We start from the raw sequence: 1,193 nt of genomic DNA on the forward strand, positions 1-1,193 counted from the left end.
CTCTATTTTGTGCTCCAAAAGAATCAATGCCTGCTAAAAGGTTATCCACATATAGCAAGGAGTGGAAGTTGGTTAAACTTTCAGATATATGCCAAAGGGTTCAAACTAAAAATACAGGTAGTCAATGCAGGCGAGTTTTGACCATTGCAGCGCAGCATGGACTTGTCAATCAAGAAGATTTCTTTAATAAGACTGTTGCAAGTGAAAACTTGGAAGGGTATTATCTTTTACAGAAAGGGGATTTTGCCTATAATAAAAGTTATTCAGGCGATTACGCATGGGGTGCAGTAAAACGATTGGAAAGATATGAACAAGGTGTATTATCTCCTTTGTATATCTGTTTCCGTCCTGATACGGCCAAAGTAGATACAGACTATCTTGCGCATTACTTTGAATCAAAAAAATGGCATAAAGGCATTGCTGACATAGCAGGTGAAGGCGCAAGGAATCATGGACTACTCAATATTTCAGTGATGGATTTTTTCAATACGACTCATCGCATACCTGATTTGGATGAACAGAAAAACATAGCGCAAATTATCAATTCGTTATCCTCCAAATTATCTTGCGAACAGCACATCATGCAAAGCCTCACAATGCAACGGAACTATCTATTACACAAAATGTTTATATGAACATCGTTTTCTGTAAGTATGTCCTTTGTCGAAGCAAACAATTATGTATCTGATTTTCATTAGACAACTTGTTGTCTATGGAATTTATTACAGAAATAATGTGCAACTGTTCTTGCCATGTTGGGAGTATGACAGTCATATCCAACCATTCATCTACATTGATGGAACGGCCATCACGGATGCCGTATGTAACAAGTTTAAGTGACTTTATAAACGGTCTTGACGTGAAAAAATGAGATAAATAACCATACGCGACTAAATCGTTTGGACGCAGGATTGTATATGCAGGACTGCATATTCCTGTCCTGTCAGAGAAAGCAAAACCTCCTTGAAAAGAACGAAGATGTACTACATAATCGCCCTTTCGGACAATCTTATAACCAATGATACTACCTTGCTCAAATTTGATATCTATGTTTATATCGCTCCGTTCAATCATCCCCAATTCTTGACTGGCAGAAAGGACATTGGAATATGTAAGTTTCTTGTTCTTCTCATTAACCACATCAAATATCTGCCTAAATGAATATGTTTTGCCATTTGCTGATGAATAGAGCT

At 37.3% G+C, this 1,193-nt stretch carries 2 protein-coding genes; one reads left to right on the forward strand and one right to left on the reverse strand.

Annotated elements, in window-relative coordinates:
* Positions 1–635, forward strand: a 635-nt coding sequence (locus H6B30_RS15970; RefSeq protein ID WP_205112236.1) for a restriction endonuclease subunit S, incomplete at its 5' end; no start/stop codon positions are given.
* On the opposite strand, the gene H6B30_RS15975 is transcribed toward H6B30_RS15970, so the two are convergent.
* The coding region (locus tag H6B30_RS15975; protein WP_500684413.1) for a restriction endonuclease subunit S domain-containing protein at positions 628–1,193 on the reverse strand (566 nt) is incomplete at its 5' end. The two genes, H6B30_RS15970 and H6B30_RS15975, sit on opposite strands and share 8 nt — an antisense overlap.

The sequence above is a fragment of the Marseilla massiliensis genome, from assembly GCF_016899955.1.
GTDB lineage: Bacteria > Bacteroidota > Bacteroidia > Bacteroidales > Bacteroidaceae > Prevotella > Prevotella intestinigallinarum.